At 37.7% G+C, this 26,342-nt stretch carries 18 protein-coding genes; 5 read left to right on the top strand and 13 right to left on the bottom strand.

The features are described 5' to 3' along the window. Nucleotides 1-128 precede the first annotated feature (128 nt). From BUC12_RS05990 to BUC12_RS05980, 3 genes are all read left to right on the top strand, one after another. Nucleotides 129-527, top strand: a complete 399-nt coding sequence (locus tag BUC12_RS05990) for a hypothetical protein (protein WP_062177258.1) — start codon at nucleotides 129-131, stop codon at nucleotides 525-527. Between the two features lie 362 nt (nucleotides 528-889). After that, nucleotides 890-1,255: a hypothetical protein gene (locus tag BUC12_RS05985; protein WP_062177253.1), complete on the top strand. Its 366-nt coding sequence runs from the start codon at nucleotides 890-892 to the stop codon at nucleotides 1,253-1,255. Between the two features lie 96 nt (nucleotides 1,256-1,351). Further along, complete coding sequence (locus BUC12_RS05980; protein WP_062177249.1) at nucleotides 1,352-1,699, top strand: hypothetical protein; 348 nt, start codon at nucleotides 1,352-1,354, stop codon at nucleotides 1,697-1,699. Nucleotides 1,700-1,999: 300 nt separating this feature from the next. Here the strand turns inward: BUC12_RS05980 and BUC12_RS05975 are convergent, their stop codons facing one another. The 10 genes from BUC12_RS05975 to BUC12_RS05930 form a co-directional block, all read right to left on the bottom strand. Continuing rightward, entirely contained in the window at nucleotides 2,000-2,791 is a 792-nt protein-coding gene (locus BUC12_RS05975) for a formate/nitrite transporter family protein (protein ID WP_062177246.1), read from the bottom strand. A 198-nt stretch (nucleotides 2,792-2,989) separates the two neighbouring features. After that, nucleotides 2,990-3,958 (bottom strand): polysaccharide deacetylase family protein, encoded by a 969-nt coding sequence (locus BUC12_RS05970; protein WP_062177820.1) that lies wholly within the window; start codon nucleotides 3,956-3,958, stop codon nucleotides 2,990-2,992. Nucleotides 3,959-4,024: 66 nt separating this feature from the next. Further along, nucleotides 4,025-4,744 carry an SGNH/GDSL hydrolase family protein gene (locus BUC12_RS05965; RefSeq protein WP_236689368.1) on the bottom strand — a complete coding sequence of 240 codons (720 nt, stop codon included), beginning with the start codon at nucleotides 4,742-4,744 and terminating at the stop codon, nucleotides 4,025-4,027. Continuing rightward, entirely contained in the window at nucleotides 4,737-5,663 is a 927-nt protein-coding gene (locus tag BUC12_RS05960) for a sialate O-acetylesterase (RefSeq protein ID WP_139262012.1), read from the bottom strand. Before BUC12_RS05960 ends, BUC12_RS05965 begins: the two co-directional genes overlap by 8 nt. 26 nt (nucleotides 5,664-5,689) lie before the next feature. Continuing rightward, the gene (locus BUC12_RS05955) at nucleotides 5,690-6,361 is read right to left on the bottom strand and encodes a DUF1349 domain-containing protein (RefSeq protein ID WP_062177241.1); all 672 of its coding nucleotides are present in this window, start codon (nucleotides 6,359-6,361) and stop codon (nucleotides 5,690-5,692) included. A gap of 89 nt (nucleotides 6,362-6,450) precedes the next feature. Beyond that, on the bottom strand, nucleotides 6,451-9,447 hold the full coding sequence (locus tag BUC12_RS05950; protein WP_062177811.1) for a glycoside hydrolase family 2 protein: 2,997 nt from the start codon (nucleotides 9,445-9,447) through the stop codon (nucleotides 6,451-6,453). A gap of 212 nt (nucleotides 9,448-9,659) precedes the next feature. After that, the gene (locus BUC12_RS05945; RefSeq protein WP_070808558.1) at nucleotides 9,660-14,066 is read right to left on the bottom strand and encodes a hybrid sensor histidine kinase/response regulator transcription factor; all 4,407 of its coding nucleotides are present in this window, start codon (nucleotides 14,064-14,066) and stop codon (nucleotides 9,660-9,662) included. Between the two features lie 609 nt (nucleotides 14,067-14,675). Beyond that, complete coding sequence (locus tag BUC12_RS05940; RefSeq protein ID WP_062177235.1) at nucleotides 14,676-16,625, bottom strand: DUF6359 domain-containing protein; 1,950 nt, start codon at nucleotides 16,623-16,625, stop codon at nucleotides 14,676-14,678. Between the two features lie 51 nt (nucleotides 16,626-16,676). Continuing rightward, nucleotides 16,677-19,388, bottom strand: coding sequence for a TonB-dependent receptor (locus BUC12_RS05935; protein WP_062177231.1), 2,712 nt, complete (start codon nucleotides 19,386-19,388; stop codon nucleotides 16,677-16,679). An 80-nt stretch (nucleotides 19,389-19,468) separates the two neighbouring features. Beyond that, nucleotides 19,469-20,494: an endonuclease/exonuclease/phosphatase family protein gene (locus BUC12_RS05930; protein ID WP_062177227.1), complete on the bottom strand. Its 1,026-nt coding sequence runs from the start codon at nucleotides 20,492-20,494 to the stop codon at nucleotides 19,469-19,471. A 243-nt stretch (nucleotides 20,495-20,737) separates the two neighbouring features. Here BUC12_RS05930 and BUC12_RS05925 point away from each other — a divergent pair, with 243 nt between their 5' ends. After that, nucleotides 20,738-21,871, top strand: coding sequence for a DNA/RNA non-specific endonuclease (locus BUC12_RS05925; protein ID WP_062177224.1), 1,134 nt, complete (start codon nucleotides 20,738-20,740; stop codon nucleotides 21,869-21,871). A gap of 76 nt (nucleotides 21,872-21,947) precedes the next feature. Here BUC12_RS05925 and BUC12_RS05920 read toward each other — a convergent pair whose 3' ends face one another. The 3 genes from BUC12_RS05920 to BUC12_RS05910 all read right to left on the bottom strand — a co-directional run bounded on the left by BUC12_RS05920 (nucleotide 21,948) and on the right by BUC12_RS05910 (nucleotide 25,452). Continuing rightward, nucleotides 21,948-22,721: a prephenate dehydrogenase/arogenate dehydrogenase family protein gene (locus BUC12_RS05920; RefSeq protein WP_062177221.1), complete on the bottom strand. Its 774-nt coding sequence runs from the start codon at nucleotides 22,719-22,721 to the stop codon at nucleotides 21,948-21,950. Nucleotides 22,722-22,782: 61 nt separating this feature from the next. Then, nucleotides 22,783-23,571, bottom strand: a complete 789-nt coding sequence (locus tag BUC12_RS05915; protein WP_062177218.1) for a Cof-type HAD-IIB family hydrolase — start codon at nucleotides 23,569-23,571, stop codon at nucleotides 22,783-22,785. 183 nt (nucleotides 23,572-23,754) lie between these two features. Beyond that, entirely contained in the window at nucleotides 23,755-25,452 is a 1,698-nt protein-coding gene (locus BUC12_RS05910; RefSeq protein ID WP_062177215.1) for a tetratricopeptide repeat protein, read from the bottom strand. Nucleotides 25,453-25,544: 92 nt separating this feature from the next. Between BUC12_RS05910 and BUC12_RS05905 the strand changes: the two genes are divergently transcribed. Further along, on the top strand, nucleotides 25,545-26,333 hold the full coding sequence (locus BUC12_RS05905; RefSeq protein ID WP_062177200.1) for a TIGR02757 family protein: 789 nt from the start codon (nucleotides 25,545-25,547) through the stop codon (nucleotides 26,331-26,333). The last annotated feature ends 9 nt before the right edge of the window (nucleotides 26,334-26,342 follow it).

The raw sequence follows: 26,342 nt of genomic DNA, 5'->3' as shown, positions 1-26,342 counted from the left end.
ACTAAAGTTCCAGTTTTGAACACTAACATTAGGAAACGGTTCGGTTCCCCAACTAATGTTATTAATGTATATCGAAATGGAAATGGATTTATTCATGGCTCCCCTGTTTCTATGAGATAAATAATAATATGAAAGATGTAACTAGTATATTTAAAAAAGCACTTTTTAGTCATAGCGATTGGATGATAAATACCTTTCATGCCGCTTTATTTATTTTAGAAAAAAATGATATAAATATCTCATTTTGGGAAAGAGAGGAAAATTGGGCTTCGGTTATACAAGGTGATAGAATAGCAGCATATATCTGGCAAAAGTATCCATTGATACTTTTTGAAAAAAATAGTTATTTAAATTTACCTCTTTTACTCAAAGAATATGAAGTAATAAATTATATTGAGGCTGATAACTTAAATAGCAGTTTATTCAAAATTAATTGTAAAAAAACAGGTGATTTACTCGATGCTTATCCTCTTAATTTAAATTCATTTACATTAGAAGATCTATGGTTTCGAACGAATGCTATATAATATTATGACTCTCCTTAAGACTAGAATACAAAGAATATGGTCATTTGTTACCATTATATATAATTTACTTGGGTTAATTTATTTATTAGGTCTATATCCTCATGATCCTTTTTATTTTGATAAAAGCGGATTTCTTGGAGTATTGACTTTGCCTATAATAATAGTAAGCTTTGCATATAGATTTGTTTACTCATATCCCTTATACCCTATTTTTATAATTCAGAGTATAATACTTCTATTTTCTCTATTGATTGTAAACTTTTTAACAAGAGAAAAATAAAAATATAAAAACAACAAAGGAAATATTAATTAGAGCAACATGTATAGCTTTGGGTATTGGGTGACTATATAATAGAAATACGATGAAACCAAAAATGAGTAGAAAGATCAAATATTTATATATACTATTTAGCGTATTAGCCGTAGCTTTTTTCCGTTTTTATCTTCAGAAAGACAAGGTAGAAACAATAATAAATGAAGGAGCAGATTATCCTCTTCTTTCTAAAAACAGTAATGATTATTGTGGCACAATAATAAAACGCTCAATGAGTGGAGTGTATACAGGTACATATTTATTTGAATTGTCAAATGGACAGAAATTTTCAGAATCTGGCTTTTTAGATGTAGGTGACTCTATTCATAGACCAGCAAATAAGGATAGTTTATTTATATATAGAGAAAAAGGAACTAAGGAATCTAAAATATATCTCTACAGAGATCGTAAATGATATAAAGTCGATAAAGTATAGATGCAACAATAACTGCTGCTGTGAACATAAATATAAGAACAACTTATATAACCGAGATAGTATTGAGATTAGTATATGAAAAAGCAAAATTACTTGAAATACATTATAGGAGCCTTAATGGTTTTGGGGTTCTATTATTATCTACAAATTGATAAGAAAGCAACAATTATAATGGAGGATAACGAATACCCATTTATAACTAAGAATAGCAATGATTATCAAGGAGTAATAACAAAGCGTTCTATCAGTGGAGTCTATAAGGGGGCATATTTGTTTGATCTATCTAATGGGCAAAAATTCTCGACCTCAGGTTTTAGTTTTCTGAAAGTTGGAGATTCTATTCATAGGCCTGCTAATGTGGATATAATATATTTATACATAGATAGAGAATTAGATTCCATACCATTACATAGGGATAAATAGATTATGTGAATAATAGCACACATTGCGCAATTCTACCATCTTTCATAGTAACAACGGCTATCTCATAAATGGTAGCCATTATTTTCTCTTATAATTATTATAAAGCACTACCGGATTTTATCTATACAAAAAACAAAAGAATGAGTAGAAAAATAAAACCACAAAAAAGCTGTCACTTTTGTCACCTTTGTCACTTTTTCAAGAGTAAACGATTGAAATAAAGCAAAGTAAAAAGGTGACAAAAGTGACACTCACGAAGGTGACATGTATACCTTTTTGTTACGGAAAGAAGAGAGGCTTTTATTTATCCTCCTTCAAATATAGAAACCAATATATGCAGCCAACAAAAAGGCTTCCACCTATAAAGTTACCGATTGTAGCCGGAATAAGATTCTGTAAAACAAAGGCTCCCCACGAAAGGTCGGCTCCCGAATAGATAGCCGCCGGTATAAAGAACATATTGGCAATAGAGTGTTCGTAACCAAGTGTCACAAACAACATTACAGGAATCCATATTCCTATACATTTTCCCGTAATATCTTTTGCCGAATATCCCATAAACATACCGAGGCATACAAGCCAATTCGCGCCAATGCCTTTTATCAGTACCTTGAGGAAGTCCTGATTAACCTTAGCTTCCGAATAGTGGTGCAAATATGCCCGCCAAGGCTCCTTTTCTAATAATCCGACATCGTAAGTTAAAACAAATGCTACGAGTTGAGTCCCTATAAAGTTAAAGAGATAGGAAAGTATGAGCAACTTACAGAACAGTTTGATCTTGATCTTATTCTGCAAAACCTGATAAGTAAAAGCAGCACAATCGCTCGTAAACAGATCAGCACCCGTAATGGAAACCATAATCAGTCCTACAGGGAATAATGCCCCTGCCACAAACTTTATCAACCCCGGATTGGACGAACCAATTCCCGGCATTCCGCCTGCAACCATTACAGAGAGCATTCCTCCGAATGCTATAAAAGCACCTCCCAATATGGCGATAAGCATAAACTTGAATAAGGATAAATTGCTCTTGGAAGTAGCTGATTGAGCAAAATTGAGCGTAGTCTCCCTAGGAGAATAATAGTTTATCATGCATCTGAATTATTAAGATAAAGAATAGTTGTTTCTAGAAACCGTGTTTATTCATAGTAATAATGGAACTACTCAATCCCATTTTCCATCCTACAAAAGTAGGAATTATTCCTCAACTTACTCTTAAAAAAACAAACCTCAAGATAAAATATTTTATCTTGAGGTTCGACTCTCCAAACACAATTTCAGAGAACTCTTCTAAAAAGAGACCTCAATAATACCTCCATGAGGATTAAAATCAAAGAAAACCTTATTTAGCGATATATTAACCTGCAATTGCTTTCCATCTTGTTCGACTGTGGCTTTGTTTATATCCTTTTTCTCTATAACCATTGTTAATTCTTCGGAGAAAAGGTCTTTATCCAGTGACAGTTCCGGAGTTATAAGTATTTGATTACGACCCTTTCTCTCGAACTTCCATTTGATACTATCCCTTTCCTTTACGTATGCTGCAACATCATGAAATGTTGCAACCCAAACCGAATCTTCCATTGCCTTCACCCGGGCCAAATGATCCCAAAGAACAGACGGTGCTTTGAATGCATCATAACCATATGTTATACCATGGGTCATTCCGACTCCCCAGTAATTCGTTTCCAGTAATGTATTCACCCACTTATCTAAATCTTCGGGCGTCCATTTACTTCCTATCGAGTGTTGTTCGGTTCTTGTTCCGACACGATTTTTCGAAGCGAGTTCAACACCCTCCGGTGTTTTAGTATTATTCGGATAGCAGAATGTACGTGGCATAACTCCTGTACTTGCATATATGGCACTGTCGTTCTTATTAATATCTTCGATAATCTCAGCCCTGGTATGCCGTCCATGATTCTTATGTGCCCATCCATGATTAGATATCTCATGTCCCCGGTCCGAGAGGTTCTTTAATTGTCCCCATGTCATACGGGTAGTGTCTTGTATTGAACTTCCGTCCTTATTTATCTTGCTTCCGTTTATCCAGAAAGTAGCTTTAAACCCTAACTTATCCAGATAAGGAGCCAACAAAGTATAATGCTCAGCTAAACCATCATCAAAAGTATAGCTGATAGCACACGATTTATCTCCTTTGTATTTCGCTATCCGTATAGAGACATCGCCCTGATCGGCTCCTAATACGATGTGACTGAATATAATTAAGAAACAGAATAACAAAGTGTACCGTTTCATGTATTTTAGATATTCCATAGTTTATTTTATGCATTTAACCTGATCAAGCACAGTTAAAAAACTGAACTAATATTGTAATATGAAACTCTCCGCTACAGGTAGAAAACGGTCATGCCCCTTAGAGTTTAAATGAGCTGTATCTGTTTCCTTCTGAAAATACATACGCCTAAATGAATCATTATAGGTGAAAATACCACCTTTTCTTGCTGCATCAAAAATAGGGATACTGTAATTACCACAGACCTCAATCATTGCATCTACTATCTTTTCAGCATCACTTCCTGCAAAATCATCAGTAACCCAGCGTGTAAAGAAGAATATCTTTGCCGAGGGGTATTTATTTACTAAACCTTTACACAGAACAGACATTTTCTCTTTAAATGGCCCGATACCTCCAATCGAATCGAGTAATCCGGTGTCATTATGTCCGGCTATTACAATTATATAATCGAGAGAATCCGGCATTTCCGTATAGCGTTTATACATTGCTTGGCCAAACCTAGCCCGGTCTAAAGCTATACAGTTTCCATTTCGACCGAAGTTATGATACTCCATATTGTGTTTTTTCGCAAACTTATAATGCCATGTATATTCTACCGGTTCCTTGTGGTTTCGGACATAACTATCTCCTATAACACCAATCCGTTTATTATCCAACATCTTATTCTGGCCGGTTTGCTGAGCATAAGAGATGCTACTTACAATTATTAGTAATGGCAATAGTAGAAATTTCAAAAAGAGGTTTTGTTTCATCATATCAAATGGTTTATCCCGGTAATTACTCATACTTTAAAGAATCTGAATTAAGCTTTCTCGCTTCGGTTCCTGCAATACCTAGTTCTACTAATACATTATACATTTGTACACCAAGATATTCTCCTGATTTTTTCGTAAAGTGAAGCTTATCATTCTGCAACTCGCCCTGTGACATATCTATTACATAGCAATTCTTATCTTCCGTCGCTAACCGATACATAGCACTCTCTACTTTATCATTGTATCGTTTATTGAGTTGCGATACCGTACCGTAAATAAAGGGTAATTGTGCATATCCGGGGTTATTTGTTTTTTCAATTAAGAAACTGCGGACATGCTCCAACATATTTTTCAGATTATCATAATAACGGTCTCCGGCTCTGGTATCACTTTCTCCCTGATGCCATAAGAATGCTACAATCTCGTATCCTCCATCTAATTTAGAAAGGGTACTATCTATACAAGCTGCAATATTCTCTTCGAACGAAAGAAGAAGCGATCTACCTCCCGTGGCTGTTGATGTTGTTTGCGATAACCAACCCGGATCGGCTGACCAGTAATACTTATTGGTCGATGTACATGCTGTATCTATAGCCGTTCCTCCGAGCGACCATTTTATAACATAAAAGTCTTCTTGTAAAGCCTGTTCTAACCAATAGTAAGTTACCGCATCATATGCCCATCTGTTAGGATTATTTTTATTGTCAATAGACGGCCAGAATGGTGTAAATATCCCTGTTATCCTTTCAGTTGTACTGCCTTTACTCCATTTACAGTATTGGTATTCCTTCTCGGATATACGCGAAATATATTCCGGTAAATCTGTATTCAGTATCCTTCCATCCGTATTCGATTGTCCGGCGGTGATTATAACTTTCACCGGATTAGCAGCAAACATTACAACTGCATAGAAGGTAAAAAGGATCAACAATGATTTTATTCTTAACATGGCAATCTCCAAACTATATAATGTAATTATTTCCCTCCTCTGATATCATCTAAATACGTTGTAGAGTATTTTACTTCGGAAAAAACCGTTTTACATGATTCTCCCCGGGGAGATTGTGACAAAAATCCTATTTTAAGACTATCATCAGTACCCAGATAAAAATAACGAACCATATTCCAGTAACTACCATCCAGTGAATAATGGAAAGCGTATGCTCCACCGCCTAAGCCTGATATCCGGAGATACACTTCGTCTTTTTCAATAAAAGCATGATTATTATCATCCGAATATTTCTTATTGACAACACTGACTACCTGATATTTAAATTGAGGTGTGTACTCGAAGCACAGCTTAGCCCACAAATTCGAGTTTGAATAGACAACAAGTACCCCGGCATCGAAAACTGATTTGAAGTCGACCTTAACCTTACAGTAAAACTGGAATTTCCCGTCAGGCTTAAACAATGCAATAGGTGCAGTATCTACGATCTCTTTTTGTTGAGGATCAGTAAATAGCCGGGATCCTTTGTCGCCCGTTAACACAAAAGTATTACCTAATACTTCATAACTCAATGGCCGGTTTATCCATGATATCTTATGGGGTATGCCCTCCATTTTAACATCATTAGATAACGTCTGGGCACTAGAGAACAGCGTACTTTGCGATAAAATCAGAAAGAAAAACAATATTTTTTTCATAATATATTTTATTATGACTAGCCTTCAGCGTACTGTATCATCATAAACACATGCACGCCAAAGGTTAATCTAGTTTTCATAGTAGATATTTATTTCACTGATTCATGTACATCTATTTCTACAATCCGGAGTTGTCCTTTTGCGTCTGTTGCATTCGGATCCCTGTAAAGGTCCAATTCAATTTTACCTGTTACTTCTACAATATCGCTAAAAGCATCACTATCGGTACTTTGACCAATTAGTTGAACTTTTACAAAACGCCCTTTTGTCGGTGTTATAGGAATAGAGATATAACCCAGGCTTTTTTCAGTTTCCCCTTTGTACACTTCCTTATCGTCTACGAATATTTGTATTGGATAACTACGCATACGCCAACCGGTCAACTTAAGTTCTATTTCCGACACTTCTGCGTCTCTTTCCAGTTCATATATAATCCAGCCGGTCTTGAGTTTTCCGTCATTAGACCATTCCGATAGTTCATTATCATCAAAGCTGTTCCGGACTTTATCCTGATTTGTTTCTGTTACTGCACCTATGATATCGACAGTCTTACGTGATACCTTAAACGATTCTCCTCCCAATACTTCTCCTCTCGTCAGATTACTAGGCTGATGCTCTCCGCTAATGTAAGTCGATAGACCGTTTGATTCTTTTACAGGCACTGATGTAAATGTCAACGTCTGGACAGGTAATCCTTCGGCTGTAGCTGTCAGTTTTATACTACCGCTTTTGGTAGTTGAACGGATCAGCACCCTGTTGATACCACACTCTACAGGTAGCTCCTTCGACAAAATATAGTTATCCGGTCCTTGGGCTATTCCGCCTCGCCATTCTGCTTCGCCTTTCAGATCGAATGTTATAAGGTTATTGGCTAACGGACAACGCAGACCATCTTTATCTACTACCTCAATCTGTACCAATACCAAGTCTGCTCCATCGGCCTTAAATCCATCAGGCGCTTGCATCAAACTAAGCTTCAATGAAGCCGGTTCTCCTGCGGTTTTAATTTCATGATCGCTGAGTTTATTCTTATGACTATCATAACTGACCGCCTTTATTACTCCGGGTTCCCATTGTATATCTTTGAATGTAAACAGGAAATGTGAACTTCTTTCGCCCATCCCTTTGGATTTACCGTTTACGAATAGTTCAACCTGTTCACCGGATGATACCACATAGATATCTTTCTTTACTTCGGGCGTATAATTCCAGTGGCCGACAATGTGCGTCCGGTAATTTTCAATATCAACCCATCCGTCCCACATTACCTGATGGGCAAAGAATGCATCTTTGGGTATACGCATAGCATCCACCTCGCCGCTCCGGCGATAATTTTCAGCTCCTCGGTAGTGTGTATTCGAATCGGAGAATATAATATTAACGCCACCCGAACTCACTCTCTTTCCTGTGCCGGGGCGTATGCGGAAGTAATCGAACCAACGGGTTACAATTTCTTTAGTATAAGAGTCCTGATTCTGGTTGTAGGCAGTCGCATCTACCTTTTTCTGCACAGTATTAGTTACGGTAGATTTATAAGCCTTGGAGCCTTCTCCGTTTTTATGGAACGGGTAAGAATACTCATCCCAATATTTACGCAATGCCTCATCCCTGCAATATTCGGTTGCCCACATCGGGATATGTGCACTTTTGTTTATATAGAGCATTTCTCCTCCGTACTCGGCTATTTTACTGTCCAACATTTCGCGGGAGCCTGCGGCCCGTCCGCCATAAGGGTCATATTTATCCCGGAGGGCTTTCATTTCGGCCATATGTTCTTCACTGATAGATTCATTTCCCGACTCATAGAAAAGGATACTCGGATTGTTTCTATTGTATATGATTGCATCACGCATAAGATCTACACGCAGTTCCCAACGGCGACCATCTACATCTTTTTCAGAGTCTCCTGCCGGCATTGCCTGTATCAGCCCTACCCTGTCGCACGATTCTACATCCTGTTTCCATGGTGTAACATGCATCCACCGGACAAGATTTGCATTGCCGTCGACCATCAGTTTATTACTATAATCACTCAGCCAAGCGGGAACCGACATACCTACCGACGGCCATTCGTTACTGGTGCGCTGTGCGTATCCTTTCATCTGCAATACGCGGTCGTTCAGGTATACCATACCATCGCGAAAAGCGGTTTTACGAAATCCGGTACGGGTCTTCACCTTGTCTACTGGCTCATTACCAACATACAGCGTCGTATATACGTTATACAGGTAACCGTATCCCCATCCCCAGAAGTGAATATTTTCTACTTTCTCCTGAGCTTTCACTACTCCTGTTTTTCCGGCTTCTATTTTTATGGCAGGCGTTTCGTATTTCTTTACGATTTTTCCATCCATGTCTTCTATTTCGACTACAAAACGAAACTCTTTATCTGAATCATATTCATTCTTTATTTCCGATTCGGCATGTACGACTGCACTTTTTTTCGAGATATTTATTTCCCGGGCATATATATATGTACCCGTTGTCTGCAAATTGCTGTACAGAGGTAATGTCTGGTATAGCTTGTCCGTTACATGCAAATAGACATTCTTGGATATGCCTCCGTAATTGGCATTGAAATTTTTGTCGTTCCACTGGAAACCGCTACCGGTAGCCCGTTCTTTGTATTTCCAGTCATTGTCTATACGTACAGCGATAACATTTTCTTTTCCATAGTCAATATAGTCTGTAATATCAAAGCCACTGGCCATTACTCCATTTTCGTGTATTCCTATCGATCTGCCATTGACATAAAACTCACCTCCGAATCTTATTCCTTCGAATTCGATAAAGACTTTCCTTCCCTGATCGGATTTGGGTAATTTAAAATGTTTCCGGTACCACACAATTCCTGTAGTATGTTCGTCAATTGCGACTCTGAATGCATCATCTTCGTTATAACTCCGGGGCAGAGTTACTTTTTTCCACTTACAGTCATCGAACTTTATATTTTTAGCTTCGGGAAAATCTCCTGTTTGAAAACTCCACTCACTATTAAAATTGTACTTCTTCCGCTCAAAAGCATTACCACTTATAATGCTTATAGTAGAAAAAAGGAGTACCAGAAAAAGATAGTTGTACTTCATGGCTAACATATTAAATTTAGGATTCAAGATCTCTACTGAACTAATACCAGTACCAGGCGCTTTTCACTGATTCTGATTTTTATACAATATTAAGGATTTAGGAGAAAAAGTCGAATACAAAAATTTATTCAAACATGGAATATTATACAGAACTCAATTATTCCACCACTTTGATACAATTATTTAACCTGCTTATGTTAACCTATCACGTATTATTCGAAAAGAGATTCTTTTCCTTCGCGGTATTCGGTAGGGGTAATTCCGAATTTCTGCTTAAAACATTTACTGAAATAATGGGCATCATTAAATCCGACATGAAAAGCGATCTGTGACATTGTAAGATCACTGGACTTGATAAGTCCGGCAGCCCTTTTCATACGGATATCTTTCAAAAACTCAACAGGTGATAATCCGGTTAAGTTCTTTACCTTTTTAAAGAAAATACTGCGGCTCATCCCTGTTTCCTGAGCTAAATCTTCTATAGTCAGATTACCATTTCCCAGATTTTTATCTACTGACTCAATCAGATGCTTCATAAACATCTGGTTATTGGAGGTTATTGACTCTGTAACCGGAGATCCCGCGAGAATATCATCCTCTCGGCTTTCGGAAAAAAGCAATGTGCTGTAATAATGTTGCAACTTTTCCCGCTGTTGAAGAATACCCATTATTCTTGCTTTGAGATAGTATGCGTTGAAAGGCTTGGTTATATAATCATCTGCGCCCAGCTCGATCCCTATAATCCTGTTCTCGACAGATGATTTTGCTGTTAATAAAACAACCGGAATATGACTGATCGATAAGTCTAACCGCAATGCCCTTAGTAATTCAATACCATCCATTTCGGGCATCATGATATCACTTATTATTACATCCGGCAACTCAGCCCGCGCTATATTCAATCCGACTGCTCCATTTTCTGCTTCAAGAATGTAAAATTCAGTTTCGAAAATTGTCCGTAAGAAGTAACGCAATTCATTGTTATCTTCTACAATCAGCATTGCTTTTTTTGTCGTGTCGGTTTCCCTGTTCATTTCCGGCATAACCTTATCTACTCCGTCAATATCAATAAAAGACTTCGCATTGGCAGTACCTCTGTTTATTGATAGCTCTTCATCAACCCAAACAACATTATTTTTATCGAAATGCTCTTTACCCTGTTTTAATGTTATGATAAATGTAGCACCTTTACCGGGCTCGCTATCTATATAAATACTTCCTCCATGCATCTCAACTAGTTCCTTAACCAAAGACAGTCCGATTCCGGTTCCGGCCTGATCGATAAATTGGGTACTGTTTATTGTTTCAAACCTATTGAAAAGCCGCTTCTGCTCTGATTTTTCTATACCTATCCCCTGATCATTGATACTGATCCGAATATTCTTATCGATCTCTTCTATCGCGATTTTTATCTGTTTACCCTCCGGTGTATATTTAAAAGCATTTGAGATAAGATTAAATAATACTTTTTCAAGCTTATCTGTATCAGCCCATATTGTATATGACGAAAACGATGTTTCGAGAGAAAAATCTATCTGTCTTTTCTCTGCCAACCCTTCGAAAAAGCCCATCAAGCGGGAAACAAACGAGATCAGGTCAAACGATTGTACCCTGAGTTCCATTTTTCGGTTTTGTATTTTCCTGAAATCCAGAATCTGATTCACCAGCAAATTCATACGGTCTGTATTGCGGTCTACTAATTGTAATTGATTACGAACATCGGGGTGCAAATTATCCTGTTCCAATACATTTTTTACGGGAGCGGAAATCAAAGTCAAAGGTGTTCGTAATTCGTGCGAAATATTTGTAAAAAATTGCAGTTTCAATTCTGACAGTTTTTGTTCCAGCTTTACCTTTTGCCTTAACCGGTAGTAAATAAAAAGTCCGGACAAAATGGTTATACCGATCACTATATACAGTAATATCCCCCAATTAGACTCCCAAAACGACGGTAATACCTTTACAGGAAGCTGGCGGACATTATCAACCCAAATGCCGTCACTGTTAGTTGACCGTACCTCAAATACATAATCTCCTTTGGGTATATTCGTATAATTAGCAATATAATTTTTATCCGATTGATGCCAGTTATCCTCAAATCCCCGTAAACGATACGCATAAGAAATGTTCTGAGGGTCTGTCATATCCAATGCTGCAAAATGGATACTGAAAGAATTTTGGGAATGAATTAGAGTTATTTGTCCGGTATCGTTCACATTGGTTTGTAAAATACCTGTACTGTCTCCGGGCATTACCTGATAGTTCCCCATTTGTAACCGGGTAAATACAATAGGAGGTATATAGCCGGGCTTGCGCACTTCATTGGGATCAAAAGACAATAACCCTTCTGCTGTATTAAATAGCAAAAGATTATCCGCCTCCGAATAACAGCCCGCTCCATCATTGAAGCGTATTGATTCGAGAAATTCCCTTTCCGTATAGTTTTCGAACGACTCCTTTTCGGGCAAAAACTTACTGAGCCCTTCTACCATAGATATCCAGATATTACCCTTTCTGTCCTCTATCATCGAAAGTAAGATATTGGAAAGCAATCCGTCTTCCTTCGTATATGATTTAAAACGGGCTACACCATTATTATAAGATATCAGTTTATTCATACCACCACCGAATGTTGCAATATAAAGTTCCCGGCGGGTAGTCAGGTATAAATATTGGATATCATTATTGTTTAGACTATTGCGGTCGTTGGGAATATGTTTGATCTGTTTGAAAAACACTTTTGACGGATCTGTAAAGTTTTCGTCAAAAACCAATAAGCCGTCGGCTGTCGCAATCCATAGATTACCTTTGTTATCGGTTGTAATTGACCTGGCTCTTCCACATGTCTGTATCGGATAATTTTTCAGTTGATTGCGATAATTTATAAAACGATATGTTTCATTTTCCCTGCGATCTAAATAATTAATACCTCCATCCCAAGTAGTAAACCAGAGCCGTTTATGGCTATCTTCATAGATTTGCCATACATCATCGTTACTTATACTGTAAATATCGTCTCTCTTGAACCGGAAATGTTTTAATTTAAATGTAACAGCCTTATCATTGGGCTGTGCTGAGATAACACCCGATTTTTTAGTTCCTATCCAGATAGTTCCTTCATGATCCTGTGTTATTGAATATGCCATTATTCGAAAATCACTTCCTGATTTAGAAAGAGTACCATCAGCCTGAAGGTATCCCAAAAATTTCCGCTCGGCACTGTAAATACCAACTCCCATATATTTAGAGCCAAACCATAAACGGTTATCCTTATCGATATAAACTGCACGGGTATCGACTTGTTCCGAACGGAAGTCGGGAGAAGAATATAAATTGAACTGCTTTTGTTTAAAAGTTATCTTTTCCAGTCCATTTTTGAAAGAGCTAATCCAAATGTTCCCTTGCCTGTCCTGATAGATATCCATAATCATATCAGACTCGTGCCATCCGTCAATCAGCTGTTTGTTATATACCGGTACAAGTTTATGAGTTAGCCTATCATAATAAGCAAATCCACCTCCGCTAGGATGAACATAGAGATTACCTGAGTCGTCTTCTACTATAATTTGCTCCTGATGGCTTCCCGTAATGGAATTCCCTGATTTGTCCTTTAATACAAAATGGGTTATAAGTCCGGTCTTGGGGTCGAGATGCGTTACGCCGGTACTTTCCTGCCTTATCCAGACTTCCCCTTTTTTATCTACATATACATCTCTTATAATATTGTCCGGCATACCTTTAGATGTAGATGTATTATAATGGCGCATATGTTTCTCATCTGCCGACAATAAGAAAAATCCGTTCGCCCCTGTACCACAAAACAATAACCCGGAATCGATAAGACGTAATGTATTAATCCGGTTCTTTACCGGAAGTTGAATGATCTCGTAAGTTTGGGTGCTTTTATTGTACTTCCATATTTGACCTGATTCCGAACTGAAGTATATAAATCCGGATGTCTCTTGCGCATCGGTAAATACCTGCCCCTGTACAAATGGTATGTACACCGACTTATCTTCGGAATATGTATAGATTCCTTTTTCGGTTAAGATCCATTCCTTTTGATTCTTATCAAGAAAAATCAAATTTACATTAGTCGTAAAAGGGATATTTGCTTTTTGGGATATATTTTCATTATGTAAAGAGTAATCCTCTTTATCGGTTTTCATTAGTAATAATCCCTGATTTTCGGTTACCACCCATGTATGTCCGTTAGACAGGGTAAAGAAACGCCTTACCTGCCAATCGTTTTCCAGAACAGGAGTCAAACGGTCTGTATTCGGATTGAACCGAGAGATACGTTTATCGTAACCCAGAGCCCAGATACATCCAAAGGCATCTTCGGCTATAAAGCTTATTCTGTTACTTATAAAAGACGGCTCAAATGAACTGATCGTATTTTTATAATTCTGGAATGTATGCCCGTCAAACCGGGATAGTCCATCCCATGTAGCCAGCCATATGAACCCTTTCTGATCCTGTATTATCTTACGGATAGTTCTCTGCTCAAGCCCGTCTTCGGGCGTATATTGTGTGAATATAGGAATATGTTGTGCCCGGATGGTGAAGCACAGACACATTACGAAGACATAAAAGGCACATTTTAAAGGCTTTGTCATGTGATGACAATCAAAATAGTATAATTAAGGTATAGCAGTACAATGATACTTTTTTTTGCCGGAAATAGCAAATTCAAACCGGTTCTATTTCTTTTTAAACTTATTAATGCGAATCAGTAGCTAAAGCTAAAAAAACACTCTTACACTTACGCAAGGTTTTGCTTACGCCCGTCAACTAAAAGCACGTTTTAGTAAATAAACAATGCTCAAAGGACTTCTCTCAATTATAAATCCCTTTTATTTTTATCTATTACCAAAGAGACCTTTGACATATTGGAACAGAGTAAACTGAAAGTAGAAAATTTAAAAAAAATAGATTCAAAAATGGTGTCACTTTTGTCACCTTTGTCACCTTTTTTAATGGTATCTGGTTGATTTAAAACGAAATAGAAAAGTAACAAAAGTGACACTCAGGCAATAGCCGAATGTCACCTTTGCTTAGTTAATGTTACCTTACTGTAACCTTACTATAAAGATCATTACAGCAAAAGATAGAATGTCTTCAACTACTGATGCGCATTATAAAAAAACAGCAGTATAGATTACTCCATACTGCCATTCTCTGATAATATAATAAGATGTTTTAAGTTCTCAGTTTAATTCTTTTAGTTAGAACTCATATTCGCTTACACCTCTTAACCCCGGAACTGTAAAATAAGCTCCTGTATTTCCTTTCAGCTTAACCTTACTGCCTAGTACTTCGGGTTTGCTAACCAAACCTAAGTCTTGTCTCAAACTAGCAGGGCTAGCAGGTAACTGTACCGGAACACATTTTGTTACATCCGTTTCAGTTGGAGAATCGGCAATAAGAATATTAGTATTACTTCCGAACGGAGCTACGAATAAAGCCTCTTCGAGCTTAGATCCGGGAACATTTCCTACAATATAAGCTTCGACCCAAATATCTGTACCCGATTCCAAAGCTACATATTCACTAACTGTATATGGTTTTTCTTTGGTTCCGTCGTTATCTCCCGGTGTAGGATCAGTACCACCTTCAACTTCGAAATCAGATGTCTCTTTCAATCCGGGAACATTAAAATATGTTGTCAGATCACCATATAGTTTTACCTCTTTTCCTAACATACCCGGATTCTGATTCAGGTTTAAATTAGTTCGAACATCACTACCTGATTTTAATTGTATAGGGAAACACTTAGTAGGATCTGTTTCATTTGGTGTTGCTGCAACCAATATATTAGATTGACTTGTAAACGGTGCTGTAAACTCTGCTTCTGCCAATACAGCCGCAGGGACTGCCCCTACAATATAGGCTTTGATCCACATACCGGTCTCGCCTTGTTTTGCAATAGCATTAGCCAAGTCATACGGATCATCTTTAGTACCCGTTCCGGTGCCTGGTTCCGGTTCTGGTGTTGTTGAACCTCCTTCCAATACATATTCGGATGTTTCTTTCATTGCCGCAACACCAAAATATGTAGTAAGATTACCTCTCAACAATACTTCTTTTCCTTTGTTATCCGGATTCTGATTCAGGTTAATATTCCGAGGATCGGTATTATATACTAACTGAATAGGGAAACATTTAGTAGGATCGGTCTCATCGGCACTTGCTGCAATCAACAGGTTAGACTGGCTTGTAAATGGTGCCGTAAACTCTGCTTCATTCAATACAGCTGCCGGAACTGCTCCTACAATATAACCTTTCACCCAAACATCATTTTCGCCTTGTTTTGCAATCGCATTTGTAATATCATACGGATCTTCTTTTGTACCCGTACCTGTTCCTTCCGGCGTCGTAGGTGTTTCTCCTCCAAAATCTTTGATATCGGCTGTACTTCTGATTGTAAATTGCCAGTTTCCATTATAACGTCCCAATACACCGATAAGGGTTCCGGTGCCTGATGGTAAAAGATCGTTTGCAAAATTAGAATATGAACTGGTTCTTACATCAATAGAATTTCCATCTGCATCTTTTAATGTCTGGCTGGTTGTAGCATCATTTACCGCAAATGTAGTTTTACCTCCATTCACAAAGTATACATTATCTAACTGAACAACAGTATTGTTCATTGTAACGTTGAGATCTTTTATAGCTACAACCTTTGGCGCAACCTGTGTAGAATCGGGCCATCCATTCAGATGAGCCTGATCTTTGAAGTTTTCCCAAGGGATACGGTTTGCCTGAGTAGTTCCATAACCTATCTGGAGTTCTCCTCCATAATTTACAATATATAAATTTTTAAGGTCTATAAATATTTCTTGTCCTACTCTATATGTAGTATAGATACTATTCTGGTCAACGCCAATAGATATCCCTCCTGTAGCATCCTGAATAATAACCTGCTTATATATATTACCCGAAATATCATTTCCTCCAACACGGGCTTGAAGAATCAATGACTCTTCTATTAATTGTGGAGAACTTGATGTAACACTTGCATACTTTTCTTTTAGTCCTGCAATTGTAATATTAGGGGCATCACCTGTATACTCAGGCATGTTTAACGGTGGGGCGTCATAGTCACGTTCGCACGATGTTACTGTTGCTAGTATTGCAATTAGTAACAGATAAGATAATCTTTTTAACGTTTTCATATCGTGTATTTTTTATTGTTTCTCTTTATTAGAAATTAAAATATCCTCTACTTAGAATTTATAGCTTGTGTTTAAGAAGCAATTAAATCCTTGCATATAATAATATTTAGAAGGGAACTTGTTTGCGCTAGTTACATCCATACGTCCTTGTTCGTATCCTCCGGTTTTAATATTCTTGCGGTTCAAGATATTATTGAAAGAAAGATTAAAATTAATAGAGTGCTTATTAGGTAAGTATAATATTTTACCTATAGAAAAATCTAAAGTTGCAGCACTACCATATCTTTCCTGACCGGTCAAGTGTTTATAAGCATCGTACTCATCTGTTCCCGGTGTGATACCTGCATAACTAGATGCTAAACGTCTGATAGGAGCAATATCTACATAATTTTGAGCAAATCCATTTAGATTCAAATTAAGGAACCAAAAATCATAGAAATACGAAACACCAATAGTTCCGGCAATTTGAGGGGTGCCTCCGATATAATAATCATTCAGATATACCTTTTCTTCAACATCAACTTCCTTACCATTTTCATAACTGATCGTTCCATCAGGATTGTTACTGTAGTAATATTGAGCAACTGTTCCGGCAAAATTTACTCCCCAGTTGTTATTTATTTTATAATCTAATCCTAACTCAAAACCTCTGTGAACCTGATTCATGCCTGTTAATACATGATTTACAAATGTACGTTCTGCATCATGGTAATAGCTGGAACGTTTCATCTGATCATAGAAATTGGTTTGGAATACAGCAATACGTCCCGACAATGAAGGCAAAGAGAATATATAATTGATATCCATAGATAAAACCTTTCCACTTTCCAGATCAACAGTGTTATCTGTAATACGAGGCGATATATATGCTACATTAGGAAGTGGTGCTTCCGTCTGGTAACTAATATTACCTGTGAGGAAATGACGACCTGATATTTTGTATGTCAGCCCTGCTTTCAAGCCATAGTCAATAAATGTATGAGTCTTACCTTTTCCGTATGAAGAAGTAGGATAACGTCCATTTTTCATTTTACCATCTCTATAGAAATCAGTATATGACAGTTTTGTTCCATAGTAGAAATCAATCTTCCGGGTAGTATATTGATTTTGTACCCATACATTTGCCGAGTTAATATTCAATCTGAAATCATATCCGAATACATCACCTTCTTTAGCTTTTTTATTCGGATTATTCAGATCATTTTGGATAGTCTGCCCATCTCCCGGAAAATCCCTTTCTGCAAACTTATCTATGTCAAGCACATATGCCGCGCCAAGTAAGTCGTCAACCGTTTTAAATTGTTTCGAACGTGAATGACGCAGTCCAATGCCTGCCGTCAATTTATGGTTCCGTCCTATTATGGTATTTAATACCGAATTTAGAGAAGTTTCGAAAAGGTCGCTTCTACGTTCTTCTACCATGTACAGGGCAGATTCCTGACCTTCGCGGGCTGCTAAAGCATTGATATGGTAAAGTTCGTCCCAATTGATTTGAGTAACTGATGTGTTATTACTTCTCCAAAGGTCTGTATATTTATTATAAATATCTTCCGAATCGGCGTAATACGAAGGCAAATACCTGTAGTAGTCTGGACGTGGATCAGGCGCATTATACCAGTTTAAGGCAGTACCTCCATATCTTCCATAATGGGTACCTATACCCGTAGTTAAATTCGTTTTATCATTAATCTGCCAGATATGAGATAAGATTACTGTCGGATCATACGCTTTTACAACTCTTGCATTACGTTTCTTCCCATCCTGATATCCCCAGTTAGGGTTGTATAAATTATCTCCCACGAGGTTATATACTTCCTGAAAAGAAGCCCCTTGTTGACCTCTTTGCACAGGAGACCCGAATGTTGTCAGAGATATACTGTGTCGTCCTCCGTCCAATTGTTTTTCAACGGCTAAGGCATACGATATATTACGATAAAACGTTCCGTCGACATTACCCTCGTCGGAATAACGTCCTCCGACCGCACCTGTTACAGCCCATCCGTTATCCATCAAGCCTGTTGAATAACTAGCCATTCCTCTCAGGTAATAATTACGGTTAGTATACGATAGAGTAACTTTTCCACCCTTAGCGTAATTACTTGCACGCATATTTATATCGGTTGTTCCTCCGATAGACCCGAAGGTAAAATCATTTACATTGTTATAGTTAACAACATTTCCGTTGCGGGTAAGGTCATTCAGCGCACCAATAGCTGCATAATTAAAAACTCCCCTGTTCTGATCATTGAAAGTGACACCATTGATATATGTCTGTTCATATATCTGATTATAGCCTCTGGCTTTAAACCTTCCGGGCGAAAGCTGATATGCAACTTGTTTTAAATACACATCATTAGAAAGAATCACGGTCGAACTGATTTCCTGAGAAGCATCATCGTCGTCTCCCAGAATATCAGCGTCGATTGTACCGATCAAAGCCGTGTTATGAGCAAATTCTATAACATCTACTCTTACATCTCCCACTTCGTTAATTCTATTCGCCAGAATATTCACTTTTTGTACTTTAGCATTAATGCCGGGAGAATTGAATGCTAAGATATCCTCACCAGCCGCGATAGACTGAAAAAGGAACTCACCTTTGGCATCGGTAGTCACCGATCGGTTTTGTCCTTGTAGCGTTACCTGTACTCCTATTACGGGATCGCTTGTTACTGAATTTATAACATATCCCTTTAACCCCGTCTGGGCATAGCCTGACAAAGAGAGGAGAAATGTCATAAAAAATAATAGTTTTCCTTTCATACTTAAATTTATTATTTCATAATAGCCTAATTCAAATACAATTAATTATCGATAAGAAGTTTCCGTAGAGATATACTTATTTAGTCTGCTTCTTTAACTAAGTATATCAAGGTAGGAAAGTGATCGCTGTAACCATTTATAAATGTATCGCCGGAGAACGTGCGCAATGGATATCCCTTATTTTTTCCTTCTTTCTGGATTAAGAATTCCCGGTTAAATATTTCCGCTTTCCAAAATTTCAAAGTAGATCTGTCGTCTCCCAATAAACTTTCAGATATAATAATCTGGTCAAACAAATTCCATTTATTTTGGTATACCAAAGAACCGATCCCTTTATCATAAAATCCCCACATAGTATTATAGAGGCCTCCGGGCTTAACATCCTTCTTGTTACGCTTGGCATCAAGGACAACGCGCACACTTTTGTCCACCGGATCGTCATTCAGGTCTCCCATAATGACTATTTTTGCTGCAGGATCTGCCTTGTAAATAGAATCTGCAATATGTTTTGTTATTGAAGCTGCAAACTCGCGCAAACTGCTCGATTTGGATCCATATCTTGATGGCCAGTGACCAACTATAACATGGAAAGGGTCTCCGGCAAGTGTACCACTTACCAGTAACTGATCCCGGGTTTTAAAACCTGGATTATCGGGTAAATTGTATGGATAAGCTTTCGATGATGTAACATTAAATAATGTTGGATTATATAAGAGTGCTACATCAACACCTCTGCGGTCAGGAGAGTCGTAGTGCGCTATTTGGTATCCCATCGCGGACATTTCCTTCGTTTTAAGAAGGTCTTCCAGAACACCTCTGTTCTCTATCTCAGCGACACCTATTACGGCCGGGCCTCCGGGACAATGTTCTTTTGCCAGCTTACTCATGACAAAAGCCAGATTGTTCAACTTTTTCTGGTATTTGTCCATTGTCCAAGCTTTACTCCCTGTAGGGGTAAATTCCGTATCATTCACTCCTTCATCATCTACCGTATCGAATAGATTTTCGACATTATAAAATGCTGCAGAATAAACATTATACTTCTTCTGACTGAATAATAATGCAGGAAAGAGCGTAACTAATAAAATCAAACTTAATCTTTTCATAAGTATTAGTCGTGTTTTAAAAGAGAAACGGATAACCTTTCTTAAAAGAAAATAAAACTGAAGAGAAGGTTAATAGATATCTCTATATATTTCACCTTGAATGTTAAATTTTTCCTAAAGATAAATCTTTTTATCTAAAAAATCCCTATTTTTCAAAAGAATTTTCACTTATGCGTTAACAAAATGCAATATTTATTATCTTTATACACTCAAAACAAATAACTTAATCCTATAAAATCGATTATGATTAACCTAACTAACAACAAAAAGATATTTACATATCTACTATCTGCCATCTTATTCGCTCTGATCCTGAATACAGGATGTTCGAGTGACGATAACGATCCGGTATCCTACCCTTTGAAAGTTTCTACTGATAAAAATTGGGTGGAAGCCGAACAATCGACAGTTCTATTGACCATAGAAAATGAAGGCTCGGATGCATGGGAAGTCTTAATCCCGACAGATGACAAAACATGGATCAGTGTAGATAAGTCGAATGGAAGTGGTAATGCAACTGTACAAATTAAAATCGCTGAAAACACAACCGACAAAGAACGATTTGCTAAACTAGTAATAGCTAATTCGAACGAACAAAAACCGGTATATATTACTCAGGCCGCTTCGAAAGGTACTCCTCCCGACATCACTAATGCAGGATGGATAGAACTTCCGGCAAAAAGCAGTCTGCTAAATACTATTCTGGTAGGTCACAATCTACCGGATAATGACCGTGTCAGAAACTACTCGATGCTTTATGACACTATTAATAAACTAGCATATTGGGTTGCATATCCAATGCATTCGGCATATCTGGGCTCTGCTTCCAGAACCGATGAATGGCAATATGACCCGGCTATAAACACATCATTCCAACCCCAGTTATTCAGAGGATTTGGTGTCGCAAGTACCGACAGAGGACACCAGATACCAAGTGCAGACCGGACCATCAATAAAGCAGCGAATGAAACTACTTTCTATTTCTCGAATATGACTGCCCAAAATTCAACCTTGAATCAAGGTATATGGGCAGATTTGGAAACCCGTATCCGTGTTTGGACTAAACAATGCGATACCCTGTATGTTGTCACGGGAGCTATGATACAATCGGCCACAGATTCAAACATCGATTACGTAACGGATAACATCGGTGCATCTGTTGCCAGGCCTAAATATTACTATAAAGCTTTAGCCAAGAAGATGGGTAGCACTTATTATACCATAGCATACAAGATGGATAATAAAGTTCCCACATCCAATACTTTTACAGGCTATAAACTTACAGTGTCGCAACTCGAAGCTGAAACAGGATTCTCATTCTTCCCTAAATTATCGTCAGACGATAAGTCTAAGATTGTAGAGGATCAGTGGAAATAATTCTTTTACTATTATATTAAATAAAGGGAGGCAAAAATAATCTTTTGCCTCCCTTTATTTATATATAAGATTGATACTACTCTATATTTTTTCTCACTTTCGTCAGGAACTCTTTCATTGCCGGAGTATCCTTCTTTTCTATTATGGTTAGCAAATGAGCCAGTTCTGCCCTGATCTGCTCTACTTGATTAGGGGTATAAGGATTAAAAAGAACCTCTGTCAACAGATAATCATCTTCAGATAACAACCCCTTCGCAATATCCATATGACGCTTAAAAGTTGTACCCGGCGCCTCCTGATGTTTCATTACAGAAGCAAAGACCAAAGTAGAAGCAAAAGGAATAGATAATGAATAGGCTATCGTTTCGTCATGCTCATCGAAAGTATATTCGAACACCTGTAGACTCAGGCTGCGATACAAGTCCAAGAAAAACTTCTTCCCTATTTCAGACGATTCTGATATAACTATGGCGCTCTGTGTCGTAAGGTTTCTCAGATCAGCAAAAGTAGGTCCAAACATCGGGTGTGAGGAAGCAAAAGGCTGCTTCAGCGATGCGTAAAAGTCTTGTAACCCTGTTTTAACAGAAGCAATATCAGACACTATACATGTGTCGCTAATGTATGGCAGAATCGATTTGAATGCCTCTATTGTATATTTTACCGTAACGGCATTGATTACTAGTTCAGGATCGAAAGTTCTAATCTCATTCGGATCACTGAGGCGTATCACATTGTATGTGAATTTTAGTCTGTTGGGGTCTGTATCAAACAATGCGACCTCGTGATCGGAACTCAACACATCGGAAAAGAAAGATCCCATCTTTCCGGCTCCAAGTATAAGTATTTTCATTTTCGGGTTCTATTTCGGGCTTCCAGCCTATTTTGTTTATCGATTATTTCTCTTAATTATTTTAAATAATGCCAAAGTGCCTTAAAGCATTAAATATACCGTCATCATCAACTGCTGTTGTTACATAGTCGGCTACGGCCTTCACTTCATCTTCGGCATTTCCCATGGCTACACTTGTCGCTACATGTTTCAACATCGGAATATCATTTCCTCCGTCTCCAAAGGCCATAGTTTCACTCAAATCTATATTATAATATTTCAATATCTGATCTATACCTGTTTGCTTACTATTCCCTCTGGCCAGTGCATCTGTAAACAGAGGATGCCAACGGGCTGAATCGCAACCGGGTAATATTTCGGGCATTATACGTTCTTCTTCATCTTTATTCAGAAAAGCAACCAATTGAAGGATTTCTCCGTTCAGAGCCTCTTCATTATCCTTAATCGGCAGGGTCGGAAAATCCAGTAGCTTTAATATAGTTTCGACATCTTCATTAACAAAATTCAGAAACATATCATGCTCCCTTACAAAGATACAGGGGAATGCTTCCTTCTTTTGATATTCTACCAAAGCTTTTAAATCTTCCTGAGGTACTGCATTTTTATAAATCACTTCACCTTTTTCTGTCGTACAATATCCTCCATTAACGGTTACATAGCCATCAAACTCTATATCACCCAGATTATCTGTTACAAGGCGTGAACGCCCTGTTGCAATAAATACTTTTATTCCTTTTTTCCGAAGTTCATCTATTGCATGTATCGTCGATTCCGGAATCTGATGTGTTTTGAAACTCACCAATGTGCCGTCAATATCAAAAAAAATCGCTTTTGGTTGTTTTATTCCCATTATATCTAATATCTTACAGTTATAAAAAGTACACTGACAAAAATTTGCATAGCAAAAATACGTAATATTTAGGTAATAAAAACAGTTTTACTGACCGATTTAAAATCTTATTGACACATAAACAAGGAAGCAGATTACCCATGTATAGGCAATCTGCTTTCTTATTGATTTATTTGTCAAACTTTATTTCAACAGTCCCGAGACAACTGCATTATTAGCGAATTTTGCAAACTCCATATCTGAAGAAGCACGTTGCCTTAGCGAAGGATCTGCACTGAATGCATCATTCAACGCCGAAGCTACTCCACTAGCATCATTTGTACGTGCTGCAACTATAGCTTTCAGGTAAGATGTGGTAGCATCCTTATTCTCTACCCCACTAAGCGTTTGTTCTGCCTGAGAGTAATTTTTTGTCAGAATTTGAGCCAATGCCGCATTGTTCGATTTTGTATTACCGAATGATTGCACAGCTCTCGAATAATCTCCTTTTTTAAGATAAAGAAGTCCTAATGCTTCACTGGCTGTATTAGCATTAGATGCCGAACCGATCAATTGCTCTGCTTTCGGAACGTCGTTATCAGCTAAAGCCAACAGCCCTAAGTTCACACTAGGCTCTGCAGCCCTACTATCTAACTGTTGTGCTTTTGCAAAAGCTTGTTTAGCAGCATCAACCTGTCCGTGAGAATAATAATATGCTCCCAGATTGTTCCAGCCCCTATAATCGTTTGGATACTTTTGAGTAACTACATTATATATTTTCTCAGCCGGCGCTCCCGGTAGATTTGCGGTATATAATAGTTCATTAATATTCAAGCTTGAAGGGTTTGTGCTTACAGCTTGTAACAGCTCAGCATCAGTTTTTCCGATAGTTTCAATATTAGCAACTAAACGCGAGCGGCGTAATTGAGGTAGGATCGTTTCTGCCAAATCTTTGTAAACGATAGATATATTTTTGATCTCACGCTCTCTGTCTGCCGGATCGTTATACATAGACAATACACGCAACACTAAGTCTTTATCCTGCAAACTAGATGCCTCTACCAGTTTCTTGAAACCTTCCCAGTCTTGGGCTGTATAGTTTGCATAGATGTTAGTGTTTATATTTTGTTTGTCAAACTCTTTTTCAAGATACTCTGACGTATTTTTTTCGCGTTCTCCAGCCAGTTTTTCATTTAACTTGTAACCTCCATCCGGAGAAGCATAAGCTTGTACTTCTACATTTACTTTTTGTTTATTATTTTCGTCTGCACTTTTCACCAGATTTTTCCACGCAGCCAAGTTTGAAGAATTCAATTCACTTGATCTGAGTTGTGCCTGCTGAATCAAGAATAATATATTCGCATCGTATGACTCCTTTATTAACTTCTGAAAATCATCCGGAGCTTCTGACGGTGTATTTGTATAAGCATTGGCTAAAGTAACAGTAGTGATCAAACCTTCTGCGACTTTTACATCCGGCAATTCTACTGTTTTATTTTTGATACGGGATGTAAATCTCAAATATAGTTCTGGATTTGTCATTCCGTCTTCATAATCGAACTCAGATTTAATAGTAAAGGCTCCTCCTTGTTTTTGAGGAATAACTATTCCGTTTCCGGCTACGCTCTCTCCCTGATAAGTAACAGATGTTCCGTACTTTTCGGAGTTGCCTGTTTTAAGAATCGGGGTGACTGTGACTTCTGCATTTTTATTGAACCAGTTTTCAGGGAACCTTCCATTTACTGTCACAGGTATTTTAGTGCCTTGTACTTCCATTGGAGAAGGAGACACCGAAAATAATGATGAAGATAACGGGGTTAACTTACTGCTACATGACACAAGAATGATTGCAAACAAAGCAACCAGCATTGAGTTAATTAAAATCTTTCTCTTGGCTTTCATGATTAATTATATATTATTATTGTTTACTTTTATAACACAAAAACAATCTTACCGGTTCTGTAAAGCTATACATAAAACCACAATAAATAAAGATGAATACCGTAAATTTTAGTAATCTTAAGGATTTTCTGAATCAAAAGGCGGATCTGTATAATTGTCCCGATTTTATCAAAGATGACCCTATATCTGTACCTCATCGGTTTACACGAAAAGAAGACATTGAGATTATCGGCTTTTTTGCGGCAATCTTCGCATGGGGACAAAGAAAAACAATAATAAACAAATGCATTGAACTATCTGAAAGAATGGACAATAGCCCATATCAATTCATAACAGAACACCAAACTTCCGATTTACAGAATCTACTAGGATTTAAACATCGCACTTTTAATGACACGGACTTATTGTATTGTATCGAATTTTTTAAATCTCATTACAAAAATCACCCGTCTTTGGAATCGGCTTTCTTCCCTCATGAAGATATGAGTGTAGAAGAAGGGCTAAACTATTTCAGTAGCTATTTCTTTTCTTTAGAGGATGCACCATCAAGAACCCGGAAACATATACCCGACCCAAAACGAAAATCGGCATGTAAACGCCTGAATATGTATCTCCGATGGATGATCCGTAATGATAAACGGGGTGTCGATTTCGGGATATGGTCTGCCTTAAGCCCCAAAGACCTGATATGCCCTTTAGATCTACATGTGGAACGCACTGCTAAAAAACTAGGATTGCTTAAAAGAGATAAGCCTGACTGGCAAGCCGCCGTAGAACTCACCGAAAATTTAAGGTTATTAGACCCCGAAGACCCTATTAAATACGATTTCGCTTTATTTAGTATTTCCATTGACGAAAAAGGTATACTGAAACCTTTCTGAATAATTTTA

The sequence above is a fragment of the Indolivaga macrotermitis genome (genome assembly GCF_900128985.1).
In the GTDB taxonomy this organism is placed as follows: Bacteria; Bacteroidota; Bacteroidia; order Bacteroidales; family Dysgonomonadaceae; genus Dysgonomonas_A; species Dysgonomonas_A macrotermitis.
Note: the sequence above shows the minus strand (reverse complement) of the source record. Positions and strands in the feature narration are given on the sequence as shown.